Annotated in this window: 31 protein-coding genes; 16 read left to right on the forward strand and 15 right to left on the reverse strand. The window is 63.2% G+C overall.

The window, feature by feature from the left end:
• Window positions 1–22 precede the first annotated feature (22 nt).
• The 3 genes from arsH to PFZ56_RS17660 are packed head-to-tail and all read right to left on the reverse strand — an operon-like array spanning window position 23 to window position 1,609.
• On the reverse strand, window positions 23–715 hold the full coding sequence (gene arsH / locus PFZ56_RS17650) for an arsenical resistance protein ArsH (RefSeq protein WP_102864577.1): 693 nt from the start codon (window positions 713–715) through the stop codon (window positions 23–25).
• A gap of 24 nt (window positions 716–739) precedes the next feature.
• Entirely contained in the window at window positions 740–1,210 is a 471-nt protein-coding gene (locus PFZ56_RS17655) for an arsenate reductase ArsC (protein WP_102879935.1), read from the reverse strand.
• 51 nt (window positions 1,211–1,261) lie between these two features.
• Complete coding sequence (locus tag PFZ56_RS17660) at window positions 1,262–1,609, reverse strand: metalloregulator ArsR/SmtB family transcription factor (RefSeq protein ID WP_170003716.1); 348 nt, start codon at window positions 1,607–1,609, stop codon at window positions 1,262–1,264.
• A gap of 243 nt (window positions 1,610–1,852) precedes the next feature.
• Between PFZ56_RS17660 and PFZ56_RS17665 the strand changes: the two genes are divergently transcribed.
• Complete coding sequence (locus PFZ56_RS17665; protein WP_170003719.1) at window positions 1,853–2,707, forward strand: hypothetical protein; 855 nt, start codon at window positions 1,853–1,855, stop codon at window positions 2,705–2,707.
• Window positions 2,708–2,755: 48 nt separating this feature from the next.
• Here PFZ56_RS17665 and PFZ56_RS17670 read toward each other — a convergent pair whose 3' ends face one another.
• Window positions 2,756–3,097, reverse strand: coding sequence for a hypothetical protein (locus tag PFZ56_RS17670; RefSeq protein WP_249735863.1), 342 nt, complete (start codon window positions 3,095–3,097; stop codon window positions 2,756–2,758).
• 357 nt (window positions 3,098–3,454) lie between these two features.
• Between PFZ56_RS17670 and PFZ56_RS17675 the strand changes: the two genes are divergently transcribed.
• From PFZ56_RS17675 to PFZ56_RS17695, 5 genes are all read left to right on the forward strand, one after another.
• Window positions 3,455–4,357: an AraC family transcriptional regulator gene (locus tag PFZ56_RS17675; protein ID WP_170003722.1), complete on the forward strand. Its 903-nt coding sequence runs from the start codon at window positions 3,455–3,457 to the stop codon at window positions 4,355–4,357.
• Between the two features lie 169 nt (window positions 4,358–4,526).
• On the forward strand, window positions 4,527–5,459 hold the full coding sequence (locus PFZ56_RS17680) for an alpha/beta hydrolase (protein WP_170003725.1): 933 nt from the start codon (window positions 4,527–4,529) through the stop codon (window positions 5,457–5,459).
• A 141-nt stretch (window positions 5,460–5,600) separates the two neighbouring features.
• Window positions 5,601–5,888, forward strand: a complete 288-nt coding sequence (locus PFZ56_RS17685) for a barstar family protein (protein WP_110595857.1) — start codon at window positions 5,601–5,603, stop codon at window positions 5,886–5,888.
• A gap of 96 nt (window positions 5,889–5,984) precedes the next feature.
• The gene (gene valS, locus PFZ56_RS17690; protein ID WP_170003728.1) at window positions 5,985–8,549 is read left to right on the forward strand and encodes a valine--tRNA ligase; all 2,565 of its coding nucleotides are present in this window, start codon (window positions 5,985–5,987) and stop codon (window positions 8,547–8,549) included.
• A gap of 132 nt (window positions 8,550–8,681) precedes the next feature.
• On the forward strand, window positions 8,682–9,521 hold the full coding sequence (locus tag PFZ56_RS17695) for an EcsC family protein (RefSeq protein ID WP_110595856.1): 840 nt from the start codon (window positions 8,682–8,684) through the stop codon (window positions 9,519–9,521).
• Between the two features lie 51 nt (window positions 9,522–9,572).
• Here PFZ56_RS17695 and PFZ56_RS17700 read toward each other — a convergent pair whose 3' ends face one another.
• From PFZ56_RS17700 to PFZ56_RS17710, 3 genes are read right to left on the reverse strand one after another with little or no spacing between them, the layout of a single operon-like run.
• Window positions 9,573–9,902 carry a cyclic-phosphate processing receiver domain-containing protein gene (locus tag PFZ56_RS17700; protein ID WP_110652991.1) on the reverse strand — a complete coding sequence of 110 codons (330 nt, stop codon included), beginning with the start codon at window positions 9,900–9,902 and terminating at the stop codon, window positions 9,573–9,575.
• Between the two features lie 27 nt (window positions 9,903–9,929).
• Window positions 9,930–10,352, reverse strand: coding sequence for a hypothetical protein (locus PFZ56_RS17705; protein WP_394304406.1), 423 nt, complete (start codon window positions 10,350–10,352; stop codon window positions 9,930–9,932).
• Between the two features lie 38 nt (window positions 10,353–10,390).
• A complete protein-coding gene (locus PFZ56_RS17710; RefSeq protein WP_260627304.1) occupies window positions 10,391–10,942 on the reverse strand; it encodes a hypothetical protein in 552 nt (183 codons plus the stop codon).
• Between the two features lie 228 nt (window positions 10,943–11,170).
• Here PFZ56_RS17710 and PFZ56_RS17715 point away from each other — a divergent pair, with 228 nt between their 5' ends.
• The 5 genes from PFZ56_RS17715 to PFZ56_RS17735 all read left to right on the forward strand — a co-directional run bounded on the left by PFZ56_RS17715 (window position 11,171) and on the right by PFZ56_RS17735 (window position 14,976).
• The gene (locus PFZ56_RS17715; RefSeq protein ID WP_170003734.1) at window positions 11,171–11,959 is read left to right on the forward strand and encodes a hypothetical protein; all 789 of its coding nucleotides are present in this window, start codon (window positions 11,171–11,173) and stop codon (window positions 11,957–11,959) included.
• Window positions 11,960–12,089: 130 nt separating this feature from the next.
• Complete coding sequence (locus PFZ56_RS17720) at window positions 12,090–12,719, forward strand: DUF4375 domain-containing protein (RefSeq protein WP_102879928.1); 630 nt, start codon at window positions 12,090–12,092, stop codon at window positions 12,717–12,719.
• Window positions 12,720–12,777: 58 nt separating this feature from the next.
• Window positions 12,778–13,224 carry an NUDIX hydrolase gene (locus tag PFZ56_RS17725; protein WP_170003737.1) on the forward strand — a complete coding sequence of 149 codons (447 nt, stop codon included), beginning with the start codon at window positions 12,778–12,780 and terminating at the stop codon, window positions 13,222–13,224.
• A 210-nt stretch (window positions 13,225–13,434) separates the two neighbouring features.
• Window positions 13,435–14,130: an OmpW family protein gene (locus PFZ56_RS17730; protein WP_102879926.1), complete on the forward strand. Its 696-nt coding sequence runs from the start codon at window positions 13,435–13,437 to the stop codon at window positions 14,128–14,130.
• A 222-nt stretch (window positions 14,131–14,352) separates the two neighbouring features.
• On the forward strand, window positions 14,353–14,976 hold the full coding sequence (locus tag PFZ56_RS17735) for a cell wall hydrolase (RefSeq protein WP_170003740.1): 624 nt from the start codon (window positions 14,353–14,355) through the stop codon (window positions 14,974–14,976).
• Window positions 14,977–14,997: 21 nt separating this feature from the next.
• On the opposite strand, the gene PFZ56_RS17740 is transcribed toward PFZ56_RS17735, so the two are convergent.
• Both PFZ56_RS17740 and PFZ56_RS17745 read right to left on the reverse strand, forming a co-directional pair.
• Complete coding sequence (locus PFZ56_RS17740) at window positions 14,998–15,339, reverse strand: hypothetical protein (RefSeq protein WP_265074633.1); 342 nt, start codon at window positions 15,337–15,339, stop codon at window positions 14,998–15,000.
• Window positions 15,340–15,382: 43 nt separating this feature from the next.
• A complete protein-coding gene (locus PFZ56_RS17745; RefSeq protein ID WP_170003746.1) occupies window positions 15,383–15,784 on the reverse strand; it encodes a GFA family protein in 402 nt (133 codons plus the stop codon).
• A gap of 258 nt (window positions 15,785–16,042) precedes the next feature.
• On the opposite strand from PFZ56_RS17745, the gene PFZ56_RS17750 reads away from it, so the two are divergent.
• A complete protein-coding gene (locus PFZ56_RS17750; RefSeq protein WP_170003784.1) occupies window positions 16,043–16,504 on the forward strand; it encodes an isoprenylcysteine carboxylmethyltransferase family protein in 462 nt (153 codons plus the stop codon).
• Window positions 16,505–16,546: 42 nt separating this feature from the next.
• Here the strand turns inward: PFZ56_RS17750 and PFZ56_RS17755 are convergent, their stop codons facing one another.
• Window positions 16,547–16,960, reverse strand: a complete 414-nt coding sequence (locus PFZ56_RS17755) for a hypothetical protein (protein WP_372342463.1) — start codon at window positions 16,958–16,960, stop codon at window positions 16,547–16,549.
• Window positions 16,961–17,167: 207 nt separating this feature from the next.
• On the reverse strand, window positions 17,168–17,788 hold the full coding sequence (locus tag PFZ56_RS17760; protein ID WP_102879922.1) for a TetR/AcrR family transcriptional regulator: 621 nt from the start codon (window positions 17,786–17,788) through the stop codon (window positions 17,168–17,170).
• A 93-nt stretch (window positions 17,789–17,881) separates the two neighbouring features.
• On the opposite strand from PFZ56_RS17760, the gene PFZ56_RS17765 reads away from it, so the two are divergent.
• The gene (locus PFZ56_RS17765) at window positions 17,882–18,229 is read left to right on the forward strand and encodes a darcynin family protein (RefSeq protein WP_240321974.1); all 348 of its coding nucleotides are present in this window, start codon (window positions 17,882–17,884) and stop codon (window positions 18,227–18,229) included.
• Window positions 18,230–18,318: 89 nt separating this feature from the next.
• On the opposite strand, the gene yfcF is transcribed toward PFZ56_RS17765, so the two are convergent.
• Window positions 18,319–18,951, reverse strand: coding sequence for a glutathione transferase (gene yfcF, locus PFZ56_RS17770; protein WP_110595851.1), 633 nt, complete (start codon window positions 18,949–18,951; stop codon window positions 18,319–18,321).
• A 103-nt stretch (window positions 18,952–19,054) separates the two neighbouring features.
• The gene (locus PFZ56_RS17775; RefSeq protein WP_170003752.1) at window positions 19,055–20,014 is read right to left on the reverse strand and encodes a DMT family transporter; all 960 of its coding nucleotides are present in this window, start codon (window positions 20,012–20,014) and stop codon (window positions 19,055–19,057) included.
• Window positions 20,015–20,167: 153 nt separating this feature from the next.
• On the opposite strand from PFZ56_RS17775, the gene gcvA reads away from it, so the two are divergent.
• On the forward strand, window positions 20,168–21,076 hold the full coding sequence (gene gcvA, locus PFZ56_RS17780; RefSeq protein ID WP_110595850.1) for a transcriptional regulator GcvA: 909 nt from the start codon (window positions 20,168–20,170) through the stop codon (window positions 21,074–21,076).
• Between the two features lie 136 nt (window positions 21,077–21,212).
• Window positions 21,213–21,542 (forward strand): hypothetical protein, encoded by a 330-nt coding sequence (locus tag PFZ56_RS17785; RefSeq protein WP_110595849.1) that lies wholly within the window; start codon window positions 21,213–21,215, stop codon window positions 21,540–21,542.
• A gap of 346 nt (window positions 21,543–21,888) precedes the next feature.
• On the opposite strand, the gene PFZ56_RS17790 is transcribed toward PFZ56_RS17785, so the two are convergent.
• Window positions 21,889–22,785, reverse strand: a complete 897-nt coding sequence (locus PFZ56_RS17790; RefSeq protein ID WP_102879919.1) for a DMT family transporter — start codon at window positions 22,783–22,785, stop codon at window positions 21,889–21,891.
• Between the two features lie 113 nt (window positions 22,786–22,898).
• Here PFZ56_RS17790 and PFZ56_RS17795 point away from each other — a divergent pair, with 113 nt between their 5' ends.
• Window positions 22,899–24,233 (forward strand): PLP-dependent aminotransferase family protein, encoded by a 1,335-nt coding sequence (locus PFZ56_RS17795; protein ID WP_170003755.1) that lies wholly within the window; start codon window positions 22,899–22,901, stop codon window positions 24,231–24,233.
• Between the two features lie 45 nt (window positions 24,234–24,278).
• Here PFZ56_RS17795 and PFZ56_RS17800 read toward each other — a convergent pair whose 3' ends face one another.
• Complete coding sequence (locus tag PFZ56_RS17800; RefSeq protein WP_170003758.1) at window positions 24,279–25,907, reverse strand: methyl-accepting chemotaxis protein; 1,629 nt, start codon at window positions 25,905–25,907, stop codon at window positions 24,279–24,281.
• Window positions 25,908–26,134 lie beyond the last annotated feature (227 nt).

Consider the following 26,134-nt stretch of genomic DNA (forward strand, 5'->3'; position numbering starts at 1 on the left):
AGAGGGCAGGGGGATCGTGCTCTCAGATCGAACGCTGGTTGACCCGGGCCATGAGTTGCTCGGCGCTTTCCTTGCGCTCCGAGTAGCGATCCACCAGGAACGCTTGCTGGTCCCGTAGCACAAGGGTGAACTTCACCAGCTCCTCCATCACGTCGACGACCCGGTCGTAGTAGGCCGAGGGTTTCATCCGCCCCGACTCGTCGAATTCCAGGTAGGCCTTCGGCACCGAGGATTGATTGGGGATGGTGAACATGCGCATCCAGCGGCCCAGCACCCGCAGCTGATTGACCACGTTGAAGGACTGCGAGCCGCCGCACACTTGCATCACCGCCAGGGTCTTGCCCTGGGTCGGGCGCACGGCACCGAGCTCCAGGGGAATCCAGTCGATCTGTGCCTTGAACACCGCCGACATCGCGCCGTGGCGTTCTGGCGAGCACCAGACCTGGCCTTCGGACCATTGCACCAGGTCCCGCAGTTGCTGAACCTTGGGGTGGTCCACGGGAGCGTCGTCGGGCAGGGGCAATCCGGACGGATCGAAGATCCGGGTTTCGGCACCCAAGTGCTGCAGCAGGCGCGCGGCTTCTTCGACCAGCAGGCGGCTGAACGAGCGCTCCCGGGTCGAGCCGTACAGCAGCAGGATGCGCGGTTTGTGCTCGGGCCTGGCGTGCTTGCCATCGAGCAGGGAGAGGTCGAGGTTGGGCAGGTGTTCTGACAGGTGTTCTGACATGTGTCCTCCGGCTCAGAGTGTGCCGATACGGTTCAACTCGTGCTGCAGTTGCTCACGGCTGAGGTGGTTGAAAGGCAGGCCCAGGAAGGCCCGGCAACGCAGCTCGATGTGCGCCAGGGTGGCGCGGAAGGCGGCGTCGACGCAGGCTTCGTCACCCCGGACGTCGGAGGGATCTTCCAGGTTCCAGTGGGCCTTGAGTGCGGGGCCGAAGTACACCGGGCAGGCCTCGCCCGCCGCCTTGTCGCAGACGGTAATCACGATGTCGGGCGGGTTGTCGGCGAAGGCGTCGTTGCCCTTGCTGTACAGGCCGGCGGTGGCGATGCCGGCCTGCTCCAGGGTGGCCAGGCTGCGGGGCAGCACCTGACCTTTGGGAAAACTGCCGGAACTCAGGGCCGCAAATCCCTCGGGCGCCAGGTGGTTGAACAGGGCTTCACAGAGGATGCTGCGGCAGCTATTGGCCGTGCACATGAACAGGACTCGCATGGGTTGCTCCTTCCGCTGCGGCGGACGTCAAAGGCTCTTTGGGTAGCGGATTCAGCAACAGGCAGCAGCGCGGACCGGGCGTCCATCCATGTTCTGCAGGCGCGCAGCGTTGTCCTGGAGCCAGTGGGCGTTGGCGTGCAGGGTCACTTGCAGGATCTGGAGCACCCAGGCGGGTAGCTCCGGATTCAGGCGGTAGTAGACCCACTGCCCCTGGCGGCGATCCAGCAACAGGCCACTGTTGCGCAGTTGGCCCAGATGGCGGCTGATCTTCGGCTGGCTGTCGTTCAGGGCGCACATCAGCTCACAGACGCACAGTTCGCCCTGGTGCGCGATCAGCAGGGTGGCGCGGGCGCGGGTTTCGTCGGCAAGACTCTTGAATACGTCGGCAGGCGTCATCATGGTGCTGGCTTGAATATATGGAAAATCGAATATACGGAAATCCATATGTTTCATGCAAGCCATGGGAGTAGCAAAGCCCGCTGTTGCCGCCCCCGAGCAGTCCAGACCCGCAATGAGCGCCCGCACTTGCCATTTGCCAGCATCTTGTCGGTGTCGAAAGCCTGCCTTTATGATCGTCGCGTCATGCACGACGCCGCCGACGCAGTCCGCGGTTCTCTACAGGCTCACAGGGACGTTCAAGCGATGAAAATCACGATCAAGGCCGGTTCGCTCATGCAAGGCTGCTTGGGCAAAGGCCTGGCAGGCCTGCTGTTGTCCACCTTTACCCTGGCGGCGCCAGCGCTGGTCCAGGCCAAGGAGGCACCGATTCCTCCAGGCGCGGTGCTGGCGGTGATGCAGAACGTCGAGGTTCCCGCGGCGAATGAGGAGGTGGAGCTGGAGGACGGTGTCACCGCCACGTTCTGGTACGGCAAGGAGCTGGACTTCGACGGCAAGCATTACTACGCGGCGTTTGTCTGGCATACCCGGGACAGTGCCGCCCGCCAGGGCGAGGATTTTGCCGCGCCCGACGTCCAGGTGCGGCTGGCCGATGCCACCTTCGAACTCACCCATCCAGGCCAGACGCCGGCCTATTCCATACTCAGTATCGAGCGCAAGATCGGCTTTTTTGGCGGCCGGGAAAAGCCCGAGGAAGTGGACACCAAGCGCCAGGCCCTGGAACACCGCACTGCCGACGGGCGCCTGCTGTTGGCGGTGCCCACGGCCACCTTTGAGGACGGCATCGTCACCAAGGGCTATACGCTGTTCGTGTTCAACCCGAACAAGAAACCCGAAGACGACGGCTGGATCTGGTCCCATGTCGGCCAGGTGCGCACCGGCGAGGACAATTCGGCGGCCTGCGACGACGGCGCGGTGATGCCGTGCATCGGCAGTGACGGTGAGCTGAGTTTCGTCGCCGGCCAGGAGTCGCTGCCGCAGGTGCAGGTCAAGGTCAGCGGCACCACCTTCCAGGGGCCGGAAAAAGTCCGTCCGCTGGTGGCGGCCGACAACCTCACCTATGTCTATGACAGCAAGACCCAGCAGTACATCAGTCACTAGGTTGCGCCGAGGCTTCAGCGAGGCCGGCCGCAGAGCGGGTCGCGCTACTCAGGCATGGGCATCAACGCCGATCCTGGCCTGCAGCCAATCCTGGTAGAGCAAGGGGCTGTCCGTGGACTGGCCGGCGTTCCTGGCGATGAGGGTCTTGCCGTCCAGGCGGCCGATTTCCATCAGGTATTGCAGGCCCTTGAGCACGTGGGTGGCGTCGCTCTTGTCGAGCGATGCCACATCGGGCAGTTCGACGCTGTTGCTCTTGTCGTCGAAGGTCGCCCAGGTAGGGGTGGTTCTGTATTGGGCTATCAGCTTTGCGTTCGAAGCCTGCGACTCCAGAAAGTTGGCGTCGATCTGCGCCTGGATTTGCGGCGTTGCGTTTTCGACTTGAATCTTCATGGACTTCACCGTGCCACTCTCCAAAGCCCGGGTGATTCCCTTGAGGCCCATAGCGACGAGTGACGTGGTGCTTGAGATGCTTCCTGTCATGTGACGACTCCCTGGTTGGTAGCGGCAGACGGAGCAAAAGTCGGGCCATGATCCGGCAGTCTTGTGCTGTGCCGTTCTGTGCGGTGTCCGTGGCGTTGCCGGGGCAGGGCAGTGGCAGGGGCTGGCCGAAGCAGGCAAGGGATTGCCGTTGGTGGTTCGGGGGCCGTTCATGCAATGCCAATCCATTCTTGAAGAAAAACTCGAACTGGCTCCACAATCAGCGCACAGTGACCGGCCCTTCTTGCACCACTCCCGACCGCAGCCATCATGATCCAGCACCCCGACTCCCCCTCACTCGCCACTCTGGCCAGCTTGATCGCCCGGCACACCAAAGCCTCCGGTGATTTTCCCACTCTAGTGCCCAACCTCACGTTGCACCGGCGCGCCACGGCAACGGCGCCCATTCCCTGCATCTACAGCCTGGGCCTGGGGGTGATCGCCCAAGGAGGCAAACAGGTGCTGCTGCATGACTCGGTGATCGATTACCGGGCCGGGCAGGGCATGTTGACCAGCATCGACCAGCCGGTGGTGGCGCGGGTGTCCGAGGGTTCGGTGGCCGAGCCCTTCCTGGGCATGATGCTGACCCTGGATATGCACCAGATCCTGCAAACGGCTGCGCAAATGCAGCCGCCGCCCCCGTCCCGGGCCAGCGGTTATCGGACAGTGGTGGTGGATGAGCTGCAGCCGGGGCTGCTCAGTGCGCTTGAGCGTCTGCTGGGGCTGTTGGACGAGCCGGCCTTGATTGCGCAGCTGGCGCCGCTGATCCAGCAGGAGATCATCGTGCGCCTGTTGGCCGGGCCCTACAGCCTGGTGCTGCAGCAACTGCTGGCGGTGGGCTCGCCGACCCAGCAGATCTTCAGGACCGTGGCCTGGCTCAAGCAGAACTTCACCGAGCCATTGCGGATCGACGACCTGGCGCAGCGGGCGCATATGAGCCCGTCCTCTTTCCGCCAGCATTTTCGCGCGATCATCGGCGTCAGCCCGTTGCAGTTTCACAAGCAGTTGCGCCTGCAGGAAGCCCGGCAGTTGATGCTCAGCCAGAACCTCGACGTCGGTCGTGCCGCCGGGTTGGTGGGCTATGAAAGCGCTTCGCAGTTCAGCCGTGAATACAGTCGGGTGTTTGGCGCGCCGCCACAGCGGGATATCCGGCGGATGCGCGAGACCGGTTGAGGCCGGGACGTACGCAATCGTCTCCTTGGCAAAACAGGCAAGCTTGTCGTTGGAATAGGCAAAGTCTGGTGGTGCGGCATTTCTATACTGGGGCCCAGCGACGCAGCAGTCCATCAGGGCCCACATCGATCCAGACAAGCCCGTCCAGCGCGGCTCAAGGAGCACGGTCATGAGCACTACCATCCAGCACGTCACCTACCGCAATCTCGGCTGGGACACCGCCGCAGACATCTACCTGCCTGCGGACTTCGACCCGAGCAAGGCTTACCCGGCCATCGTCAGTACTCACCCCATCGGCAGTTGCAAGGAACAGACCTCCGGTAATGTCTATGCCGCCGGGTTGGCCCGGGCCGGTTTCATCGCCATTGCCTTCGACGCCAGCTTCCAGGGCGCCAGCGGTGGCCAGCCGCGCTATATCGAAGACCCGGCGATTCGTGTATCGGACATCCGCTTTGCCATCGACTACCTGTTGACCCTGCCGTATGTCGACCCGGAACGCATCGGTGCCATCGGCGTCTGCGGAGGTGGCGCCTACACCATCCATGCGGCGATGACCGACTACCGGATCAAGGCCCTGGCCTCCATTACCGGGGTCAACTTCGGTCGCCTGATCCGCGAAGGTTTCAGCAACTTCGATCCCGTCAGCGCCCTGCACGCCATGGCCAAGCAACGCACCGCCGAGGCCCGGGGCGAGGCGCGTCATGTGATCAACTACCTGCCGGCATCGACAGCCGAGGCGCAGCAGAACGGCATCAGCGACATCGACGTCCTGGAAGCCACCGAGTACTACAAGTCGCCCCGTGGTCAGCAACCCAACGGCGCCACCAGTGGCCTGTTTTCTTTCAACAGCGCGGCCTTTGGCTGGGATGCCTTCCTGCATGCCGAAGTGCTGCTGACCCAGCCGCTGATGGTGGTGATCGGCGACAAGCCCGGGGGCTTCGGCGCCTATCGCGATGGCCTGGAAATCCATGGCCGTGCCGCCTCCAAAGACAAGCATCTGGTGGTCGCCGAAGGCTGGTCCCACTACGACCTGTACGACCGCGACGAACCGGTGGCGCTGGCCATGGCGCAATTGCTGCCGTTCTTCCAGAAATACCTGTAAGACGCGCGCCGAAACGGTGTCCCAGCCGCCTCAGTCATGGGGCGGTGTCGAGCGTCGGTGCCCGAGCCGCTTGCGCTAGCGTCCGCAGGCGATGGCATCGGTTATGCTGGCGGCCCATGAACCGGAGCAGAGGCACAGAACATGACGCGCCTGCAGTGGCTGGAAATTGATGTGCGTGACCTTGGCACGGCCCGTGAACTGCACCTGGCCTTGCGTGATGCCTTGGGTTTTCCCCAGTGGTATGGCTGTAATTGGGATGCGTTCTGGGATGCCATTTCCGGACTGGTGGACATGCCGCTGCAGTTGCGGATCAGGGGCTGGGACAGCCTCTCTCAGCGTTTGCCGGACGATGCGCGACTGCTGGAGCAATGCCTGCTGCGCTTGCAAAGCCAGTACCCGGCATGGGCTGCGGACCTGCAGTTCGATTGAACGAAGATGCAAAAAAGGGGCGCTTGGGCAATTTACTAATCCCGCGCGATCCTCTATAAATTTCCCCTTCGGCGCCGATTCTTGCGGCGCCATCGGGTGATAACAGGAGGATGCTATGTCACCGTTAAACGTGTAACCCCAACGCTTTGCCCCATCGCCACACCCTCGCTTGAACACCTCGAAACACGCTGGTCCCAGCGCTGGCTGGAAGAGGGCACCTACGCCTTCGATCGCAGTGCCGCCCGGGACGCGGTCTACTCCATCGACACACCGCCACCCACAGCCTCGGGCTCGTTGCACGTCGGCCATGTGTTCAGCTACACCCACACCGACATCATCGCGCGCTTTCAACGCATGCGCGGCAAGGCCGTGTTCTATCCCATGGGCTGGGACGACAACGGCTTGCCCACCGAGCGCCGGGTCGAGAACTACTACGGCGTGCGCTGCGATCCCCAGGCGCCTTACCAGCCGCAGTTGCAGCCACCGGCCCGGGTCGCCGAGCGGCGTGCCGACTATGCGGCGATCAGCCGGCGCAACTTTGTCGAGCTGTGCCACCGCTTGACCGCCCTCGACGAGCAGGCCTTTCGCAGCTTGTTCATGCAGTTGGGCCTGTCGGTGGACTGGGGCCTGACCTACGCCACCATTGATGAGCGTGCGCAGCGGGTCAGCCAGCGCGCCTTGCTGCGCAACTACCGGCGCGGCGAGCTCTACAGCCAGCAGGCTCCCTGCCTGTGGGACCTGACCTTCCAGACCGCCGTGGCCCAGGCTGAACTGGAGGAACGGGAGGTGGCGGGGGCGTATCACGACCTGCGGTTCCAGGGCATCGAAGGTGAGGATTTATGCATTGCCACCACCCGCCCCGAATTGCTCGCGGCCTGCGTGGCGCTGGTGGCGCATCCGGATGACCCGCGTTACCAGAAACGCTTCGGCCAACACCTGCGTTCGCCGCTGTTCGAGGTCGAGGTGCCGTTGCTGGCCCACGCCCTGGCCGATCCGCAGAAGGGCAGCGGGCTGGCGATGGTCTGTACCTTTGGCGATCTGACCGATGTGCTCTGGTGGCGCGAACTGCAGTTGCCCACCCGCTCGATCATCGAGCCGGACGGTCGGCTGCTGGCCCAGGCGCCCGATTGGCTGACCACGCCGGGCGCGCCTCAGGCCTATGAGGCCCTGGCGGGGTGCAGTTTGCCCCAGGCACGCAAGTTGATACTGCCGATGTTGCGTGAATGTGGCGCTTTGCTTGGCGAACCGCGGCCGATCCGGCACGCCGTGAAGTTCTTCGAGAAGGGCGACCAGCCTCTGGAGATTGTCGCCACGCGCCAGTGGTACTTGCGCAACGGTGGGCGCAGCGCTGAACTGCGCCAGCAGTTGCTCGGCCGCGGCCAGTCCCTGGAGTGGCATCCGCCGTTCATGCGCAGTCGTTACGAGCACTGGGTCGGCGGCCTCAATGGCGACTGGCTGATCAGCCGCCAGCGGGTCTTCGGCGTGCCGATTCCGTTCTGGTATCCGCTGGATGCCCAGGGCGTAGCGGACTACGCCAGGCCGATCCTGGCGGACGAAACCTCACTGCCGGTGGACCCGACCCTGGACACGCCAGCGGGCTACCGCCCCGAGCAACGCGGCCAGCCCCATGGCTTTATCGGCGAGCGCGACATCATGGACACCTGGGCCACCAGTTCCCTGACCCCACAGATCGCCGCCGGCTGGGAGGAGGACGAGGATCTGTTCCAGCGCGTCTATCCCATGGATCTGCGACCCCAGGGCCACGACATCATCCGTACCTGGCTGTTCTCGACCCTGGTGCGCAGCCATTTCGAAGCGGCCGTCGTGCCCTGGCGGCACGTGGCGCTGTCGGGCTGGATCCTTGATCCGGACCGCAAGAAGATGTCCAAGTCCCGGGGCAATGTGGTCACGCCGCAAGCCTTGCTGGAGCAATACGGCAGCGATGGTGTGCGCTATTGGGCGGCCCTCGGGCGCCCGGGCAGCGACACCGCCTTTGAAGAACAGCAGATGAAGATCGGCCGGCGTCTGGCGCTCAAGCTGTTCAACCTGTCGAAGTTGGTTTTCGCGGTGCCGGGAGACCCCGAAGGCCGCGTTGAGCAGCCGTTGGATCAGGCCATGCTGCAGCGCCTGGGGGCGGTGACCCTGGACGCCCAGGCGGCTCTGGAGGGCTACGACTACAGCAGTGCGCTGATGGGCATCGAGGGCTTCTTCTGGTGGTTCTGCGATGACTATGTGGAGCTGGTCAAGCGTCGTGCCTATCGGCCCGAAGGGCATTCGGCGCGCAACGCCCTGGCGGCGGCCTTGAGTGTGCTGCAACGCTTGTTCGCACCGTTTCTGCCCTTTGTCTGCGAGGAGGTCTGGCGTTGCTGGCAGCCGGGTTCGGTGCACCGGGCCAGCTGGCCCGAGGCGCAGGCGGCCGAGGACTTTGTCGAACCGCTGCTGGAGGCGGTCAGTGCCACGCTGGCCGCCATTCGCAAGGCCAAGTCCGATGCCCGGCAGTCGATGAAGGCCGCGGTGGAACGGGTCGAACTGGTGGAGCGCGGGCCGCTGCTGGAGTCCCTGCAATGGGCTCGCCAGGACCTGATCGAGGCCGGGCAGGTCGCCAACCTGGTGTTCATTGAAGGCGCGGTACGGGAAGTGCGGGTCTGGTTGCAGGATTGACGGCAATGATCCGGGGCCTGCCCGCGAGAGGACGTTGCAGTCCTTTCGCGGGCAGGCCCCGGCCTCACTTTCCCGAGCGTTGCAAACCCATTACCTTGCACGTCGTGGGCGGTTTAACGGCAGGAGAAGTGCGTGAATATCAAAGACAATCCGCAGGATTATGGGGACCTCAAGCGTGCCGTGGGCTTGCTGGAGTCACCCTCGCTGACGGCGCGCCTGTCCGGCGTGCTCGGCTCGCCCATTGAAAGCGCGGTCAAGGCCTTGCCCAACTGGGTGTCCGGAAAAATCAACGATGCGGTGGTGGCCGCGCTGCAGACCTCCGCCGATGCGGCGCTGTGGAGCCTGGAAAATACGCCCAAGAAACAGGCCTCGACGCTGCTGCACAAAGTCTATGCCGCCACCTCCGGTGCGGTGGGCGGCGCTTTTGGTTTTGCCGCGCTGTTTGTCGAGTTGCCCATCTCCACCACCATCATGATGCGCTCGGTGGCCGATGTGGCCCGCAGCGAAGGCTTCGACCTCAACGACCTGGCCACCAAGCAGGCCTGCATCGAAGTGTTCGCCATGGGCGGCAACAGCCAGGCCGACGACGCCACGGAGACCGGCTACTACCTCACACGCAGCTTCACCACCCAGGCCATGCAGCAACTGTCCAAGGAACTGGCGGCGATTGCCGCCAAGCAGGGGGTGGGCGCGGCTGGCAGGTTGTCGCCGGGGCAGGTGGGCAAGTGGCTGGCGCTGTTGATCGAGAAGGTCGCCAGCCGTTATGGCGTGACCATCTCCAGCAAGTTTGCGGCCCAGGCGGTGCCCGTGATCGGCGCCGTTACCGGGGCCACCATCAATGCGCTGTTCACCGATTTCTACCAGGACATGGCCCGGGGGCACTTCACCGTGAAGCGCCTGGAGCACAAGTACGGCTTTGAGCAGATCAAGAGCGAGTATGCGCAGATCCTGGGCCGGCGGTTGGCAGGCTAGGGGGGCCCTTAGCTGTTGCCCGATTTCGCTGCCGCGCGGTCCTCGATGGGGTCAACTGCCACTGTTGTCGGTTGATGGGCGGCATCCGTTGTTGCGGGCCAGTCGATCGATCGCTTGCACGCCTGCGCGCATCTTTTCCACGGCGCTGGCATTGGCCGAGTGGATGTGAATACGCGGTGGACGAAAGCCATTCAGGGCCACGGCCTCTTCGATCCACAGGATCACGTCGTAACCGGTGCCGCGCAGGTCATCTCCGAGGTCGTGGTCGAGGCTGATCTCTTCGACGCCGCCGGCTTTGAGCAACGCGATGACTTCGTCCGGCCAGTAGGTGCGAATCCAGCCTTGCGGGGTTTGGCGTTCGTCGTCGAGGTAGATTTTCATGGGCCTGTTTACTCTTTCAGATGCAGTTCAAGCATCGGCGTCGTTCGCGATGACATGCAGCACAAGGCTCAGCGAGTCGTCGGTGAGCAGCGGTGGGTGATCCTGTTGCAGTTTGTCGATGAAAAAAAGCGCACCCGGCGCTGTTTCAGCGGGCATGGAGAGGCAAGGGTAGAGTTGGTTTTTACTGGCCTCGGCATACTGGATATGAACCTTGCTGTGCTCAATCCAGATCCTGCTCGATTGATCGGAGCAACTCAGGAAAAGGGTGCTGAAACTTGATTGCTCCTGCTCCTGCTCCTGCTCCTGCTCCTGCTCCTGCTCCTGCTCCTGCTCCAGCGGCATTGATTGAGAGTCGCCGTGCCGGCCTTTGCGAATGGCTCGTGCCATGGCATTGAATGCTTTGGGTGTGCCAAAGAAATGCAGTTCCTGTCCGTTCAGTCTTGCCAGCACGTCAAGTTTCCTTTCGTATCGCGTCGGTCAACGCTGGGTCATTGCAACCTGCGCCGGAGCGCTAGCAGGACCGCGTCAGCGTGGCAGAGTTGCCCGTCCAGAGGAGTTGCACCGGCTGTTTCAGGCACCAACCTGATCGTGCTGGGCACGCCTTGGCCGCAGAGCTGCTGTTGAGCTAGCAGCAGGACTCGGCGGCTGCCTGTAAGCCAATGCTTGTTCTGCTCTGACAGCAGTGCAACGACCTGTGGATAGGTGCAGGCCAGTTTTTGCCGCAGATTGCCCATCGCGGTTTTGTCGTGGCGATTGAATGCAGGAGTCAGCACATAAAAGTTGCCCATCGCAGCGTCCTGATCGTACTTGTCTTGCAGGTAGTCATCCACGCTGATGGCACTACCGATGGTGTCGACCACTCCAGTCTGGACGTTGACCAGATGGGCGTTTATGCCGATATAGCAACTCGACTCCACGCCGTGCTGCACATAATCCACGCTGTTGCAGCGGATCACCCAGTAAGCCCTCAGGGGGCAGAGCTCGCAGGACTGAATGACAAAACGCTCAGGTTTTCCATCGTTGATAATGCCGTCATGCATGGCGAGCACCAGAGCACAGGCTTGTTGGGCTGAGAGCATCGGTGGGTGGTCTTTTACGGTGAGTGTCTGGATGAATTTTCGCCCAGTTGTATAACCCGATATTGAGCAATAAGCCATTGCCGGGCTTAAGGTTGCACAGTTTTTCCAGCAGTGGATTAGTCCGCCGCAGTTGTGTAAAAACGCTCTGCTATTCAACCCGGCACCCGCTGCCAACTCAGGTGGAACCCAATGCGGCCCAACGCCGAACTCCGATTGTTTGCACTGCCGGTATGCGCCGGTCTGGTCTACGCCGTGATCAAGGGGCTGATTAAGGGCTGGAGTGGCACGCAGCTGTTTTCCGGTTTTTTGTTTGGCAGCGTGATTGCCATTGTCCTGGGCATTCCTCTGCTGCTTTGGAGTGATCGGCGCTGCCCGCAGGCCAAGATGCGCTATCTGTGGATCGGCCTGATCCTGAGCCTGGTCGCGACCTTGTTGGTACGCGCGTCATGGATGCAGTTGTTGCTACTGCCGCTGGCCGGCGGACTGGCCCTGGGTGGCCTGTACAGCCTGGTGATCCGTGGTATCGACAAGCTGCCGGTGCCGCTTCATGGACAAGCTCGGCAGGGTTGGGGGCGGCTCCTGGCGGTGCCACTGTCAGGTGCATTGACCCTGGGCAGCATCGCTACGGCGCTCTATCCCAAGGGCGTGGAAAGCCTGCCGATGTTTTTCTTCGGCGGGTTGATCGGCGCGTGGCTGAGTGTGCTGGTCTGTTGGCCGATGCTGTGGCTGGTGGAGCGGGTACTGGTCACCCCTTGGCGCTACGTGATCGGTGGCGGCCTCAGTGGTCTGGTGGTCTGGCTGCTGTCCGGGGCACAGGGGTTGATGGTCAATCCTCAGGGCTGGTCCGCGGGGCTGGGCTTCTGGGTGCCGCTGCTGACCCATGGTTTCTTTCCGTTCCTGCTGATCGGGCTGTTGAGCGGGATGCTGATGACGGCCTGCAACCGGATGCTCCAGCGCGAGAAGGCGGGTCCCGGTTGAATTCGATAAGCCTGCCGCCGTCCAGACACAGTGATGCGGCAAATTTAATTGAGTCGCGGCACTCTCGCGCTGCAGAGCAAGTGATTGTTTGTCCGTCGTCCAAGGCCTTCAGGAAAAAATAGGTAGCGTTTTGAGATTCCCTCCCATCCTCCATGTCCACTTCGAAGATGACGCGCTCTGCCTGAGCTGGGCCGACGGCCTGGTCCTGCGCCAACCCTTGAGCCGTTACAGCCAGCTGCAAAGCGCCACACCCGAGCAGCGCGCGGATTTTCGGATTCACCCGCATGGGATCTCGGTGTCCTGGCCGCACCTGGGTGACGCGGATGTCGGCATCGATGCCTTCGACTGGATCTGGGAGCACCTGTGCCGGGAATCCATGGGGCGGCTGCAGGCTCTGGAGTGGCAACTGGAGCAATTGCCAGAGGACGATCAGTTGATCGTGGCGCTCTGGCGCCTGGAAGCGGACGGTTACAACGGGGGCTTCCTGCAGTTCTTCTGCAACTGGGGCGAGCATTGCTGCGAGCTGGCGCTCAAGGCGCTGGTTGCCATTGGCGCGCGTAGCACCCATGCCGTGGTCAGCCGCCAGCGGCAGTTGATCGGGCCTCTTGACGATCACCCGCAACTGCAGCGGCTGTGGGACATTCCCGAGCTGCTGAGTGACGAGCAATATGAGCTGATCGGTGGCGAGCTGGACGAGCAATTGTGGTCGGCGATGGAGGAGGTGCCGACGCTGGCGGTAAAGTATTTCTACGCTGGCTGATGCTCATTGCGCCATGTTCTAATGCCGCGCCTTGCCCCCTTTGAATGGACTTCATCCCTTGGCTGAACCCCGTATCCGCGCCCTGGCGCTGTGTGTCTTCCATCACCAGGGCAAGATCCTGGTCAATCAGTTCGTTGATGCCGACACGCAACAGACTCTGTTCCGGCCGCTGGGCGGTGGGATCGATTTTGGTGAGCACAGCGCCCAGGCCATTGTTCGTGAAGTGCAGGAGGAGTTGGGGCAGTCGATCAACAACCTGCGGCTGATCGGCACTCTGGAAAGCCTGTTTGTGTACGACGGCAAACCCGGCCATGAAATCGTCCAGGTGTACGACGCCCGCTTCGAGGATGCGACGGTCTATCAGCGCGCTCAACTTGACGCCCAGGAAAGCGACGGCGCGCCCTTTGTGGCCCGCTGGCAGGGCAGCGTCAGTTTCACCGAGCATACGCCGCTGGTTCCCCAGGGGTTGGGCGAACTGCTGAAGAACGCCGGCTTGCTGGACTGACCGGGCTTCGGCCGCGATTGGCCGCAGGCGCCCGGCCGCGGCCTTGATTCACGAAACACCCCGCAACGCATCCGGCGCCTGATCGGCCTCGGCCTATGTCATTCGGCAGATGTGCGCGTTCACCTGCTTCTCGATACTCAAGCCTCCCTGGCACAGCCCGCCGTGATCACGGCTGGCGGGTTGGCCGTTGTTCGAGTAGTGGAGTGATGCATGCGTAAATTGACCCTTCTGAGTACCAGCCTGCTGTTGTCTGCCCTGGCCGTTTCCACGGCCCAGGCCTTCGAGGCTGGCGACATTATTGTCCGCGCCGGCGCGGTGACGGTGGACCCGCGTGAGAGCAGCTCCAGCGTCAAGGTCGATCGCGGCGCCCTGGCCGGCACCAGCCTGGGGGGCAAGGCCAGCCTGGGCAGCGATACCCAATTGGGCCTGAACTTCGCCTACATGCTGACCGATAACCTGGCGGTGGAACTGCTGGCGGCGACCCCCTTTGAACACAACGTGAGCCTCAGTGGCACCGCTGGCGGCATTGCCGATGGCAAGCTCGGTTCCCTCAAGCACCTGCCGCCGACCCTGAGCCTGCTGTACTACCCGATGCACAGCAAATCGGCGTTCCAGCCCTATGTAGGGGCGGGGATCAATTACACCTGGATCTACGATGAAAAGGTCGGCAGCCGGGCTTCAGCCGCAGGCTTCGACAACTTCCGCGCCGGCAACTCCTGGGGCTGGGCGGCACAAGTGGGCATGGACTACATGCTCACCGATCGGCTGATGCTCAACGCACAGATGCGCTACATCGACATCAATACCGATGCCTATGTGAACAACAGCCAGCTTGGGGTTCGCTCCAAGGTCAATGTGGATGTCGACCCGTTCGTGTACATGGTGGGCTTGGGCTACAAGTTCTAGGTGCTGAGCCGGGGCGCTGCGCCGAGGTCCAGCGTCCCTGGCCCGGTCAGCGTTTTTCAAGGGAATGTTTTAGTGGCGCCATGGTCGACTCGATATGGCCCGCTCATGACCCGTCGGTAGTCGCCTACGAGCCCGTGCGCCGGCCTCGGTGCGCGGCGCTGTGGCTCAATGGCTCAGGGCTGGCGCTGACACAGGGTCCATGACTTGTTGGAAGAGTCGATCATGCACTTCATCGCAAGGCTTACCTGCTACGGTCTGATGCTCTATATCGCCCAGCTCCTGGCCGCCGAGCCGCAATCGGTGGTCCAGGAAGTGGCCAAGGACAAGGCTCAGGTCCTGGAGCAGAAAGTCGCGGACAAAGAGAGCCCCAAGGCCGAGCCCCAGGCGGCAGCCATCACCAAGCCTGAAGTCCAGGCCGTTGACCCCGCTGGACAGGCACCGGTGGACGATGCCATCACCTGTCTGTCGCGAACTCTGTATTGGGAAGCCAAAGGAGGGGAGTCTGCCGATATGGAAGCGGTGGCCGATGTGGTCATGAACCGCCTGGGCCATGAAGGTTTTCCGTCTACCGTGTGCGAGGTGGTCAAGCAGGGCTCGGAAAAAAGTCCGTGCCAGTTCTCCTGGTGGTGCGACGGTCGCCCGGATCAGGTGCAAGAGGAGGGGCGCTATAGCCTAGCCAAGGAGATTGCGCGCAAGGCGCTGAATCAGCAGCTCCAGGACCGCACCGGCGGCGCCCTGTACTTTCACGACCGCAGCGTTTCACCGCAGTGGGCCAAGAGCTATATCAAGACCACCGAAATCGGCCATTTCCTGTTCTACAAACCCAAGGATCTGGCGGCGCGCTAGCGGCGCCGGGGCCGGTGGTGTTCAGGTCGTCGGGCGGTGCTGACGCAGCCAGCGCTTGCCCAGGGGCGTCAGCCTGTGCCGGATGGATTGGCTGAAGCGTTTGCGAGACACCTGATGCAGCAGGGTTTCGCATAGCTCGTGATCCAGTGGAAAGCCTGTTTCCAGCCATATCACGGCACATTGCGCCCAGTATTCGGAGTCGGACTCCAGGGCGGTCAGCAGCAACTGGCGCAGGTCGACCGCTTGGGGCAGCGGGTGCTTGATGTCCAGCTCGGCCAGGGCATTGGGCAGGTTGGCCGCTACCGACTCATAAGGGCTTTCCAGCAGCGGCAGTAGCCACACGTAGCACAAGTGCTGGCTCATCTATTGGCCGATCCTTCAGGTAGGGGCACGGCTGCGCCCGGGGTCAGGGCAGTTGCGGATAGTGATCGGTGATGGCATGCCAACTGGCTTTCATGGCCACGCAATGGTGCTTCTGCTTGGGGGCTGTGAATGGCGTGTCCAGGGTGGCGATGGCGATTGAAATCCACTCGGAGTATTCGCCTCGCACATTTTGCCAGAACAATGATGAGCCACAGTGGCAGCAGAACTGGCGCAGCACGCCGGGGGAGGACTCATAGCTCTTGAGGGCTGTGCCGGCGTCGCTGACGTGCAGATTCGCGCGCGGGGTGCTGGCGTAGGAGGCAAAGGCCGCGCCATGGCCTTTCTGGCACTTGCGGCAGTGGCAGTGGGTGACGGCTTTCAGTGCGCCGGACACTCGGTAAGTGACTGCGCCGCATAGGCAACTGCCTTGATGGGGTATTTGCATGTTGTGAGGGATTCCGAGGTTTCAGGGCCATTCGCGCTGGAACCAGTCCAGTTGGGGGTTCAGAGTGGACGGGGACAATCAGGTCGAGGCCCGGAGGATGTACAAATGCGCGCTGATGCTCAAGTGGGCAGTGCCGGCTTCCCAGGAATGTCTTGTCGCATTATTGAGCGACGGTAAGCTGTGGCGGGTGACGGGCAACCTCTGGGGCCAGAGATCCGTCGCCTGTCTATTGCGCAACATGTCGAGGGAAGAATCATGCTGCAGGCACTGGAAAACAAGGTTCCGCCCCCGCTGGTGGCGCTGGTGTTCGGCGGGCTGATGGGCGGTGCATCGCTGGGGCTGCCGGGACTTGACCTGGCATGGGGCACACGCCTGTTGTTGGCGCTGCCGCTGATCGGGGCGGGGCTGCTGTTCGTTCTGGCGGGCGGGGTCTCGTTCCGGCGTGCCCGGACCACGGTCAATCCCTTGAAACCCGAAGCGGCCTCAGCGTTGGTCACGTCAGGCATCTACCGCTACACCCGCAACCCGATGTATGTCGGCTTTGCCCTATGGTTGCTGGCCTGGGGGCTGTACCTGGCCTCGCCCCTGGTGCTGCTGGGCGTCCTGGGGTTTGTCCTGTACATGAATCGCTTGCAGATCGCTCCCGAAGAACGGGCGCTCGGGCGGTTGTTTGGTGCGGATTTTGCGGCGTATCGACAGCGCGTGCGGCGCTGGCTCTAGGTCGCACGCCTCTGTGCTTGCGGCAGAGGCGTGACGGTTGTCTCAAGCCGCCACTTGCGCCTGAATCTGCAACTGGCCATCCACTTCGCGAGTCAGGCCGCTGGCGACGAACAGCGGCACCAGCAGCTTGTGCAGTTCGGGCTCGACGAAGTCCTTGACCGTCGCCAGGTCCAGCTCGCCGCTCACTGCAAGCTCGATCTTGGTGAAAGACAGCCAGGCTTTCTTCAGGGCCAGCAGCACGTCGCTGCCAGCGGTGCTGGCGAAGCGGCGGTGGGCCACGCGGCCGGCGAAGTTGAAGCTGTGCTGGTATTCATAGCCGGTTTCGTCACCCTGGCTGGCAACGCAGCGGCCACAGGTGCAAGGGCCGTCGGCGAAGGCGGCGCGCAGGTAGCTGTTGAAGTCGACGATGGGCTTGAGGGCCAGGCGCTTGTCGACTTCGAACAGGTCACCGGTCATTTTTGCTTCACTGCTCAAGGTCAGGTTCCTCAGGGTCGGGCGGTGTATTTCCAAGGGGCGCACCATACCAGCCGGATCGGCGCACGGGTACTTTTCTGGCGTTGAGCGGCCTGCCACATCACGGCGTGCCCTTGGGCAAGGCCGATGATGCCCAGCATATGTTTGCCTGCATGCGTCAGCCGTCATGTGTGTCGCCGCGTCGGTCGATCATTCTCCGGCAAGCGTCAGATAGCCGCGGATGGCGCGCATGACCCGGCGCTCCAGGTCCAGGGCGTCGGTTTCACCTCGCTCACCTGCGGCATCGATCATGCCGTGGGTCAGGGCGAACAGGTCGTGGGCCACCGTGACCACGTCATCGAGCACCCAAGGCGCATCGGCCAATTGCAGGGCCTGCACCAGGGTTTGATGAATGACCTGGGCCACTCGCTGATGGCGCTCTTGCAGCGGCAGCCGGCGCTCTTCGAAATCGATCACTCGGGCCAGTTCCGGCCGGCGCAACTGGTGGGCCACTGCGGCCTGGACCATGGCGCGGATGCGCTCCAGGGCGCTACCGTGACTGCTCGCGTCGTGGACATCGCTGAGCAACTGCGCGGTCTCGCGCTCGATCAGCGCCACCGTCAGGGCATCGCGGTTGGGAAAGTACTGATACAGCGAGCCGATGCTGACCCCGGCCCGTTGCGCCACGGCGTTGGTGGAGCAGGCGGTGAGTCCCTGGGTTTCCAGAATGCGAGCAGCCGCTTCCAGAATAGCCTCGACGGTGTGCGCCGAACGGCGTTGGCTCGGGGTTTTACGCGGGGTCAGAGGAGGGCTGGCAGGGTGTTTTGACATGGCGGCAATGCGAGTTTCAAAGGTGAGTGATGACTCGTATTCTGCTTGGGCAAGCAGCACTCATCAACCCTTTGTCTGTCAGGAGTCAACACCATGTCTGTCACCGTGCTCAGCGTATTCATGCTGGTAAAAACCACCCCGGAGTGGTTGGGGTTTCCGGTCGAGGAGCGCTTTCGCCTGTTGCGTACCCAGATGGAGCCGATTCTGCAACGGCATTCGGCCGAAGTATCGCTGCGCTTCTTCGATATCGAGTTCTACTCGGCGCGGGTCACCGATCTGTGGCTGTGGGAAGCCAGCAGTCACCATGCCTATGAGCTGTTGGTAGAGGAGTTGCGGGAGACGCCGTTCTGGGACCGCTACTTCTCGATAGTGGAAATCCTTCCCGGCGTTGAAAACGCCTATGCCAAGAACTATGAGCAGCAGCCCTTACTGGCGTCCTGAGTCGTTTGCGTCACTGAACCAGGCACCCTCCCGGATTTGCGGGAGGGCTTTTGCATTGGCGGCTCATCAAACGTATCCGCCCCAGGCGGCTACAGCGCCGGCCGCGGCAATTGCAGCCACTCCTGGACTGCCGGCCGTTGCCATTGGCGCCGGGCATAGTCCACCAGGTTTGCGGGCATCGGGTCACCGTTGAGGATCAGTCGGTTGAGCATCAGCGCCAGGTCGACATCGGCAATCGACCACTGGCCGAACAGGCAGTCACGGCCATCGGCCAACAGCGCTTGCGCAGTATCGATCAGCTTGGCCACCGCCGCTTCGGCGGGTGGCGACAGAGGTTCGCCCTTGCAGCCATAGAACACCACCAGGGTCGAGCGCTCCTGGCGGATCGGCAGCAAGTCGCTGCGTAGCCAGGCCTGGACCTGGCGGGCCTTGGCTCGCTGTTGTCGGTCGAGGGGATAGACCGCGGGTTCGGGGAACAGCTCCTCCAGGTATTCAGTGATGGCCGAGGATTCGGACAGGGCAAAGCCGTCATGCACCAGGGTCGGCACCCGCTGGGTCTGGGACAGCCGGGCATAGTCCGGGGCGCGATTCTCACCGGCATCGAGGTCAAGGGGGATGAGTTCGAAGTCGATGCCCTTTTCCCGCAACGTCACGAACACTGACAGGGCATAGGGGCTGGTGAACTGAGCATCGACGTACAGGCGTGGACGGGCGTCGGTCACGGCGGGATCTCCAATGGGGGAACGGACACGCTAAGAGATCCCGGGCGATAAATAAAATGCGCGATTTTTATCCGTGCATTCCTCGCGGGAATACCGGCCGCTATCAAATGTCCTTGCCGAGAAAACTGTCGCTATCCAACGGTGCCTGCTTGCGTGCCCTGAAGCGCCTGAGCAGCCGGCCGTCGATGGCCGCCAGGCCCAAGGCGATCATGCCCATGCCCAGCAGGTGCCTGGCGTGCAACTGCTCGCCCAGCACCAGGCAGCCCAGGACAATGGCGCTGATGGGAATCAGGAAGGTCACCAGCATCAGGTTGGTGGCGCCGGCGCTGGAGAGAATCCGAAAGAACAGCACATAGGCCAGGGCGGTGGACAGCAGGGCGATTCCCAGTAGCGCGCCCCAGGTGGCCAGGCTCGGCAGTGGCAGGTTCCAGGGCAGCTCCAGCAGCAGCGTCAGGGGGATCAGCAGCAGGCTGGAGGCGCAGATCTGACCGCTGGCGCTGAGCAGTGGGGCGACGCCCATGGCCTTGAAGCGCCGGCCGAAGACCCCGGCGAAGGCATAGGACAGTGCCGCACCCAGTACCGCCAACTGTGCCCCGAGATGATCCCCGAGACCCGCCAGGGCATCGGGGCCGATCATCATCGCCACCCCGACAAAGCCGACCAGCACCCCTGCCAGTTTGTTGCCGCTGATTTTTTCATCGGTGGTCAGGACGTGGGCCACCAGTACCGCGAACAGGGGCGTGGTGGCATTGAGAATGGCGGCCAGGCTGCTGGCGATATGGGTCTGGCCCCAGACAATCAGGCCAAAGGGCAGCACGTTGTTGAGCAGCCCCATGCCGAAGAACGCCAGCCACACTCGTCGGTCCCGGGGCAGTGACAGGCCGAGGATACGGATCAGCGTCAGCAGGGCGAGGGCGGCCAGGCTCACCCGCAGCATGACGATGGTCAGTGGCGGCAGCTCCTTGACGGCAATCGCGACAAAAAAGAACGAGCCGCCCCAGAGGATCGACAGCACCAGCAATTGCCCCCATTCCATCACTCCCATGACTTTTTGCCTGGTCATGCCGCTTACTCCTACGTGTTTCAATGATTGAGTCCTGCTCGTCGATGCACGGACGCCTTGGCTATTTGAATGGCTGCCGTGTCGAATTATTCTGCGAGTTGCGACCGCGGACAAACGAGCGTTTTTCGCTCCATGGTTGAGGAGAGCTAAATCATGAGCATGGCCTTGCCGCCCCTTGCGGCACTGCGCGCATTTGAAGCCACAGCGCGGCATCTGAGCGTGACCCTGGCGGCCAGGGAGCTGAATGTCACCCCGGGCGCCGTCAGCTTGCAGGTCAAGGAACTGGAGTCGGTGCTGGGTCTCGCGCTGTTTTTGCGCCGCCCCCGGCGCTTGATCCTGACCGCGGCCGGTGAGGAGTACTTCGCGACCTTGCGCACGGCCTTTCGGATGATGCGCGAGGCCACGGCGCAGATGGTCGGGAGTGGGCGTCTGGAGGTATTGGTGCTCAGTTGCACGCCGAGTTTCGCCACACAGTGGCTGGTGCCGCGGCTCTCGGGATTCGAAGCGCAGGCACCTGGGGTGGATGTGCGGATCAGCGCCTGCAACCGCCAGGTAGACCTGGCCCGCGATGGCGTCGATCTGGCGGTGCGCCACGGCTTTGGTCGCTATGAGGGGCTGCTCAGCGAACGCTTGCTCGATGACCAGTTGACCCCGGTGTGCAGCCCGCAGCTGCTGGGGCAGGACGCTGGCCTGACGGTCGCCGAGCTGGCAGGGCTGCCGTTGTTGCATGATGAGCATCGTCACGACTGGCCGCTGTGGCTGGCGGCGGCCGGGGCCGGGCAGATCGACGGCGGCCGGGGCCGGGTGTTCGTCGACAGCAATGGCGCCATAGAAGCTGCCAAGGCGGGTCTGGGGGTTGCCCTGGTACGCCGCTCGCTGGTCCGCCGGGAACTGGCCGAGGGCTGCCTGCTGGCGCCGCTTGCCCAGGGTGTGGCCAGTGATCTGGCTTACTATCTGGTCTATCCGGCAGCGGCCCTGGAGCGACCCAATGTCGCGCTGTTGCGCCAGTGGCTGCTGGCCGAAGCCGGGCGTGCGCCCCCCAGCGACGAGCCGCTGGCATAGTGCGGTGCGCCTGTACCGCATGACTGGCCAGCAGTGGCAGGCACTTTGCCTTGATCGATAAGGCAATCTGCTGGCCCCGCCCTGGCCGAGGTATCGGCAAAATCACTTTATTTTCAGGTGGTTAGGTGACCGATAAATGCGCCATGTGTTGATAACGCTGACTTCCTGCGCCCTGCTGGGCGGGGCCGGGATGGCCCAGGCCGGGAAGCTGCAGGCCAATGACCGTTATGTCTGCAGCTGGGGCGCGGGTACCGCCGCCAGGGCCCAGGAGCTGAAATTGTCCGGGGTGTCGCTGTACGCGGCGCGGCAGAAGATCCAGGTCTACAAGTTCAGCAAGGGCTGGATGCGCATGATGGCCCTGGGGATCACCGAGCAGACCTACGACAGCCCCTCGCGGATCAGGCCCGAAGCCTTGCGCAAAAGCTTTTACGACGACTGTGTGCGCTACAAACTGGCCCGTCGATAGTCGCTGCTACAGGCTCTAGCCTCAGTGCTGCGTAACGGGATTGAGGTTTCTGATCCGTATTTTTCTCGCTCATCTGCATCTGTTATCAGAACAGCCGAGGTTTGAAAATGGCGCGCCCACTGGGTCTCCTGGCTGGAGACCCGGTCCGCTGCACCGCAAACCTAATGTTCAGGAGGCCTGATGACTAAGATGGCGTTTTTCTTGTTTGGATTTTTAGCCTTGACCATCGCTATCGGTGCGCTTGCCACTATCTCTCCGACTTGAACGGGGCCGTTCGCGGCTCCGGTTTCATTTCCCTTTACCATCAGTGGCAGTGCAGATCAGCCACTGCCACTGAATCTGACTGCTATCTGGAAAACTTCTTCGCTCCGGCTACGCACAGGATCACTGCCACTGTGACCCCGAGCATGCCCAGGCTGACCTGTTCATGCAGCAGGCCGGCGGCCAGGGCCAGGCCGAAGAATGGCTGCAACAACTGCAGTTGGCCGACGGCGGCGATCCCGCCCTGGGCCAGTCCGCGGTACCAGAAGACAAAACCGATGAACATGCTGAACAACGAGACATAGCCCAGGCTGAACCAGGCCGGCAGGCTGATGCCGCTAAAGGAGGCCGGAGCGCTGAACAGGGTCAGGACCGCCATGACCGGCAACGACAAAACCAGGGCCCAGGAAATCACCTGCCAGCCTCCCAGGGTCCGGGACAGTTGCGCGCCCTCGGCGTAACCCAGGCCGCACACCAGCACCGCCAGGAGCATGAGCAAATCGCCCTGGGGCGACGCCGACAGCCCCTGGGACAGGGCATAGCCCGCTACCAGCAGGCTGCCCAGCACCGAGAACAGCCAGAACACCGGACGCGGTCGTTCACCGCCGCGCAACACGCCGAATACCGCGGTGGCTAGGGGCAGCAGGCCGAGAAACACGATGGAGTGAGCCGAGGTCACGTACTGCAGGGCCAGGGCGGTCAGCAAGGGAAAGCCCAGCACCACGCCCAGGGCGACGATGGTCAGGGGCAGCAATTGCTGCCTGCTGGGGCGTCGTTCCTTGAACAGCAACAGGATGCACAGGGCCAGGACCGCAGCGAGGGTGGCGCGGACAACGGTAAGGAACAGCGGGTCGAACTCCAGCACCGCGACCCGGGTCGCCGGTAGTGAGCCGCTGAAGATCAGTACCCCGATAAAGCCGTTCAGCCAGCCGCCGGCGGTATTTTCCAGCGGGGGGGATTGCAGGTGCGATGTCCGTTCCATTCAACAAGTGCTCACTACGATTGGCAGGGGCAGGCCCGGGGTGGGGCTTGCGTCCAGCTCATCCTAGGATTGAAAATCAGCACAATCAAAAAATTGTCATGGATACAGCGTCAATGGCCCGCGCCCGCTACAAGCAGTTAGTCGATGTGTTTGCCGCCGATATCCGTCGCGGTGTGCTGGCCCCTGGCACCCGCCTGCCCACCCATCGAGAGCTGGCGGCCAGGGAAGGGCTGGCGCTGGTAACCGCCTCGCGGGTGTATGCCGAGCTGGAAGCCATGGGCTTGATCAGCGGCGAAACCGGGCGTGGCACCTTTGTCCGGGAAACCGCGCTACCGCCCGGACAAGGTGTAGATCAGCAGGCCACGGCGGCCGGAACCCTGGACTTGAACTTCAACTACCCGTCCTTGCCCGGGCAGGCAGAGTTACTGCGCGCAGCCCTGCGTCAGTTGGCGTCCTGCGGCGACCTGGAGGCCCTGCTGCGCTATCAACCCCACGCTGGCCGCAGTCATGAGCGGGCCACGGTGGCGCAGCATTTGGCGGGTCGCGGTCTGGCGGTGAAGGGCGAGCAGGTGCTGATTGTCAGTGGGGCCCAGCACGGCCTGGCGACCACGGTCATGGCCCTGCTCAAGCCCGGCGACGTGGTGGCCACCGATGCCTTGACCTACCCGGGGTTCAAGGTGGTGGCGGATGCGCACGGATTGGAGTTGCTGGCCATCCCATTGACGGCAGAAGGCCCGGACCTCGATGCCTTCGAGCGCTTGTGCCAGCGTCGGCGGGTAAGGGCGGTGTACGCCATGCCGACTTTGCACAACCCCATGGGCTGGGTGCTTGACCTGGCCTGGCGCCAGCGTCTGGTGGCCCTGGCCCGCCAGCATGGGTTGCTGATCATTGAGGACGCGGCCTACGCCTATCTGGCGGGCGATCCACCTGCGCCCCTGGCGGCCCTGGCCCCGGAAAGCACGGTGTACATCTCGGGTTTTTCCAAGAGTGTGGCCGCCGGGCTGCGGGTCGGCTACGTGGTGACCTCCGCAGACCGAGCGCCCTTGCTCGAACGCGCGATCCGCGCCACTACCTGGAACACCCCCGGGGTGATGACCGCCATGGCCTGTGCCTGGATTGAGGACGGCACCGTGGCGCGCCTGGAGCAGGAAAAACGCCAGGACGCCCAGGCCCGTCAGCGTCTGGCTCGGGAGCTGTTGGCAGGGCTGGAGCATATCGGCCACCCCAACTCGTACTTCCTCTGGCTGCCTTTGCCCGAGGAAGTACGCGCCGATCAGGTGGCCATGGCGTTGCTGCGCGAGAACGTCTCGGTGTCCACCGCCGAGCCCTTTGTCTGCGCCGGGCCGGTGCCCCATGCCATTCGCCTGGCCCTGGGCTCGGTGGACCTGGCCGATTTGCCCGAGGCGCTGGCCAAGGTCCGGCAAGTGATCGCCCGTTACGCGTTCTGAAGCGGCACGTTCGAAGCTTTGAACTTGCCGCTGACAATTGCTTTTTTAGAGCTTGAACTGGGTCACCAGCCCGTTCAGGTCCACCGCCAGCCGCGACAGTTCCTGGCTGGCGGCGTTGCTCTGGTTGGCCCCGGCCGAGGTCTGGGTCGACAGGTCGCGGATGTTGATCAGGTTGCGATCCACTTCCCGGGCGACCTGGGCCTGTTCCTCGCTGGCGCTGGCGATCACCAGGTTGCGTTCGTTGATCGCGGTGATGGCCTGGGTGATCTGGTCCAGGGCCAGCCCCGAGGCGCGGGCGGCTTCCAGGGTCAGATGGGCGCGCTCGTTGCTGTTGCGCATGGCGCTGACCGCCCCCTCGGTGCCTTCCTCGATGGTGTTGATCATGCTTTCGATTTCCTGGGTCGACTGCTGGGTGCGATGGGCCAGGGCCCGCACTTCGTCGGCGACCACGGCAAACCCCCGTCCGGCATCTCCGGCCCGGGCCGCTTCGATGGCCGCATTCAGGGCCAGCAGGTTGGTCTGTTCGGCAATCGAGCGGATCACTTCCAGCACCTGGCCGATATTGCGCACGTCCACTGCCAGGTGCTCGACCTGTTCGCAGGTCTGGGTCACGTCTGCCGCCAGTTGGCCGATGGAGTCCACGGTGTGTTGCACCTGCTCGCGGCCGTGGTGGGCGGTGCGGTCGGTTTCCTGGGAGGCTTCGGAGGTGCTCACCGCATTGCGCGCTACTTCCTCCACGGCGGCGGTCATCTCGTTGACTGCCGTGGCAGCCTGCTCCACTTCATTGCTTTGCTGGTGCAGGGTTTGACTGGAGTGTTCGGTGACCGCATGCAGTTCCTCGGCGGCGGAGGCCAGTTGGTTGGAGGAATCGGCGATCCGCTGCAGGGTGCCCCGCAGGCTGGCCTGCATGGTTTGCAGGGCTTGCAGCAGGCGTGCCGGTTCGTCCTTGCCACTGACCGTGATGCTCTGGCCGAGGTCGCCGTTGGCGATGGTTTCCGCCACGGCCACGGCCTGGCCCAGTGGGCGCACGATGCTGCGGGTCAGCAGCAGGGCGAGGGCGATGGTCAGGGCCACCACGATCAGCATGATCAGCACGACCATGGCAATGGCGCCCTGGAACACCTCACTGCTCAGCTGCGCGGCGGCGACGCCACCCCGAGTGTTGGTGTCGATGATGTCCAGCAGCTCCTTGAGCATGGCGTCGGCATGGGTCAGGAACGAACCGCCGTCGACGACATCGATGGCCGCTTCCTTGTGCCCCTGGCGCACCAGTTCCACCACCCGGTGCTGTTCCTTGATGTAGGCCGCCTTGGCGCTGAGAAAGCGTTCATAGGCCGAGCGCTCCTCGGCCTCGGTGATCAGCTTTTCGTAGACGCCTTGCTGGCGATTGAGTTGCTCGTCGAGTTCGCCGACGCGCTTGAGCAGGGCCTGTACATCGTCGTGGTCACGGACCACCAGCATGCGCAGGGTGATGGTACGGATCTGGGTGCTGGTCAGGGCCAGGGCGTTGGCGGCGACAATCGATGGCTGCCAGTTCTGGTCGACCTCAAGGGATTGCTGGTTCATGCGCCGCATTTCCAGCAACGAGAAGCCCCCCAGGCCCAGTGCCAGCAGGGCGATCAGGGCGAAGCTGAACCCTGCGCGGCGGGAAATATTCATCGTTCTCAAGAGCATGACTGTGTTCCTTGTGGCGGCAAAAAGTACAACCGGCGAAGCGAGTCGCGGTTTGCATCTGTGCGGTGCGCTGTGGAGCGAGGCTTCACGGCACCGTCGGTTTTTGCACACAAGGTCGGCGGTAGGCGCATCTGATCGGCGCCTTTGCCAGGGTCTTCCAGGGGGGACAGGAGGCACGGCCGGCCTGGAAAACCCGTCGATGATATCACGATGACATCTATTTGCGG

This window comes from Pseudomonas danubii, assembly GCF_042980055.1.
Classification (GTDB): domain Bacteria; phylum Pseudomonadota; class Gammaproteobacteria; order Pseudomonadales; family Pseudomonadaceae; genus Aquipseudomonas; species Aquipseudomonas danubii.